This window comes from Streptomyces sp. NPDC057654 (assembly GCF_042800135.1).
In the GTDB taxonomy this organism is placed as follows: Bacteria; Actinomycetota; Actinomycetes; order Streptomycetales; family Streptomycetaceae; genus Streptomyces.
Genome location: NZ_JBHVHQ010000947.1, coordinates 1 through 3,148 on the forward strand (window position 1 = coordinate 1; position 3,148 = coordinate 3,148).

The following is a 3,148-nucleotide window of genomic DNA, read 5'->3' on the forward strand; positions in this document are numbered from 1 at the left end:
GCGCCGCGGCACCGGGGCGCCGCCGCATGACCGGGAAACGGGTCACCGCCGTCCTGCTGGCGGTCGCCGCCGTGACCGCGGTCGGCGCGTGCGGTTCCGAGGCAGAGCACGAGACCGCCGGGGCGCGAGCCGGTGCCACGGCATCCACGCATCCTCCCGCGACGCCCCCGCCCCTGTTCCAACAGGAACTCCCGAACGTCAAGGGCAAGACGTTCACCGCAAGGACCGTGGAGTTCCCGCCCGCCGGCCACGCCCCTCCGCACCGGCACGGACGGGCCTTCGTCTACGCCTACGTGCTCGACGGCGCCGTGCGCAGCAAGCTGGAGGGGCAGCCGACGCATACGTACCGCCAGGGCGAGAACCGGGTCGAGCAGCCCGGCGCACACCACGTGACCACGGAGAACACCAGCCGGACCGAACCGGCGAGGCTGCTGGTCGTCTACGTCTCCAACACCGGCGACGAGCTCAAGGTCGACGACCCGCCGGGGCGGAGCGCCGCACCAGGGCAGGAGCGCTAGCCGTCGGCGTCCGACCCGGGCGGAGCCGGCGGCCACGTGCCCGTACCGAGCACCCCGAGCACGTACGCCTTCGCCACCAGCGCCGTGCGGTTGGGGACGCGCCAGCGGCGGGAGAGCCTGGTCAGGTGGTAGTTGACGCCGTCGACGGTCAGGCCGATCGCCTTGCCGACGGCGGCGGTCGTCGCGCCCGAGGCCACCAGCGCCAGCACCCGCGCCTCGACCTCGCTGACCTCCGGCGGGGCGGGCGGCGGGGGCTCGGGGGCCGTCTGGAGGACACCGAGGAGCAGCGGATAGCCCGCCGGGGACGGCTCGCCCACCGGGTCCACCGTCAGCTCGCCCTCGCGCTCCGCCCCGCCCGCGGTGCCCGAGTGCCAGCGAACCGCCAGCGGATAGCGGGAGCGGCTGCCCCGCCGTATCGCCTCGATGACCCGGTCGAGTTGGGCGGGGGAGCGGGGCCGCAGCAGCTCCAGCAGGTCCCGGCCCGGCAGCCGGCCGGGGACCGTGCCCCACTCGGCGGCCATCGCCCGGTTGGCGAGGACGACCAGGCCGTTCGCCTGGCACACCGCGATCGGCAGGGGGATGCGGTCGAGCAGCAGGATGAAGTGGTTGCGCCAGGTGACGGGCGATGTGTGCCCGTCCCCGTACGGCTCGCGCCCGTCCCCGTACGGCTCGTGCCCGTGCACGCCAACCGCCCCTTCCCGCACTGCCGAAGACGCCCGGACGCCCGGCACAAGACCGGAACGTCAAAATCCACTGCACAATCATGCAGTGCCGCGTCGTGCGGGGGCCTGGCGGGGTGGCCAGGCTGGAGACATGAGCAATGTGATCATCGCGCACAGTGACACGGGCACCACCACGGACGACGGCGCGGCTGGGGACATGGAGACGGCCGCGGACAGCGGAACGGCCGCCGAGATCCCGCAGGCGGACGTCACCGACACGCCGAGCGACACCCCCATCCAGCAGGCCATGGAGCTGGCCCGGCAGTACGGCCCCATCTACCGGCGCATCCGCCACGGGCGCGGCGTCCTCTTCGTCACGGGGCTGGACCTGGTCGCCGAACTCTGTGACGAGGAGCGGTTCGCCAAGGCCATCGGGCCGGGCCTGGAGAACGTCCGCGAGTTCGCCTCCGACGGGCTGTTCACCGCCTACAACGACGAGCCCAACTGGGCCAAGGCGCACGACATCCTGATGCCCGCCTTCGCACTGGGCTCCATGCGCGCCTACCACCCCGCCATGCTCCGCGTCGCGCGCCGCCTGATCCGCGGCTGGGACGGCCGCCTCGCGCAGGGCACGGCCGTCGAGGTCGCCGAGGACATGACGCGGATGACGCTCGACACCATCGGTCTCGCCGGATTCGGCTACGACTTCGAGTCGTTCGCCCGCGACGAGCCGCACCCCTTCGTCGGGGCCATGGTCCGCTGCCTGGCGTGGAGCCAGCGCCGGCTCGGCCGCGCGCCCGACGGCGACTACACGGCCGAGGACCAGGCGTTCCGGAAGGACGCCGACTTTCTCGCGAGCGTCGTCGACGAGGTGATCGCCGCCCGTACGGCCTCCGGCGACACCTCCACCGACGACCTGCTCGGGCTCATGCTCAGCGCCCCGCACCCCGTCGACGGCACCACCCTGGACCTCGCCAACATCCGCAACCAGGTCATCACCTTCCTCATCGCCGGCCACGAGACCACCTCCGGCGCGCTCTCCTTCGCCCTCTACCACCTGCTCAAGGACCCCGTGTCGCTGCGCCTCGTGCAGCGCGAGGCCGACGAGCTGTGGGGCGACGCGGACGAGCCCGACCCGGTCTTCGAGGACATCGGGCGGCTGCGCTTCACCCGGCAGGTGCTGAACGAAGCGCTGCGGCTGTGGCCGACGGCCTCCGCCTTCGGCCGCGCGGCCCGCGAGGACACCCTCCTCGGCGGACGGTACCCGCTGCGCGCCGGGGAAGCCGTCACGGTGCTCACCCCGATGCTCCACCGCGACCCCGGCTGGGGCGACAACCCCGAGCTGTTCGACCCCACCCGGTTCGCGCCCGAGGCGGAGGCAGCCCGCTCACCGCACGCGTACAAGCCCTTCGGCACCGGCGAACGCGCCTGTATCGGGCGGCAGTTCGCGCTGCACGAGGCCACCATGCTCCTCGCGCTCCTCGCCCACCGCTACCGCTTCACCGACCACGCCGACTACGAGCTGAGGATCAAGGAGACGCTCACCCTCAAGCCCGAAGGCTTCACCGTGAAGCTCGCCGCCCGCACCCCCGCCGACCGCGCCGCGGTCCGCGGCGGCCTCCCGGCCGGGGGCGGCGACGAGCCCCGCACCGACGCCGCGGCCGACGCCGCGAGCGGCCTGCCGACCCGCGCCCGGCAGGGCACCGGACTCCTCCTGCTGCACGGCACCAACTACGGCACCTGCCGCGACTACGCGCAGCGCCTCGCCGACGCCGCCGCCGACCTCGGCTTCACCCCCTCACTCGCCCCGCTCGACGCCCACGTCGGCGCGCTCCCCACAGACTGGCCCGTCGTCATCGTCGCCGCCTCCTACAACGGCCGGCCCACCGACGACGCCGCCCGCTTCGCCGCGTGGGCCGAGAGCGCCGAGGACGGCGCGGCCGACGGCGTCGCCTACGCCGTGCTCGG

3 protein-coding genes are annotated in these 3,148 nt (G+C 73.9%); 2 read left to right on the forward strand and 1 reads right to left on the reverse strand.

Going from position 1 to position 3,148, the window contains the following annotated elements; genetic code table 11:
- On the forward strand, positions 1–518 hold a 518-nt coding region (locus ACFU99_RS38700; RefSeq protein ID WP_384401917.1), incomplete at its 5' end, for a cupin domain-containing protein.
- Here the strand turns inward: ACFU99_RS38700 and ACFU99_RS38705 are convergent.
- Complete coding sequence (locus ACFU99_RS38705; protein WP_384401920.1) at positions 515–1,201, reverse strand: helix-turn-helix transcriptional regulator; 687 nt, start codon at positions 1,199–1,201, stop codon at positions 515–517. The genes ACFU99_RS38700 and ACFU99_RS38705 overlap by 4 nt on opposite strands.
- A 196-nt stretch (positions 1,202–1,397) precedes the next feature.
- Here ACFU99_RS38705 and ACFU99_RS38710 point away from each other — a divergent pair.
- Positions 1,398–3,148: cytochrome P450 (locus ACFU99_RS38710; RefSeq protein ID WP_384401923.1), on the forward strand; the 1,751-nt coding region annotated here is incomplete at its 3' end.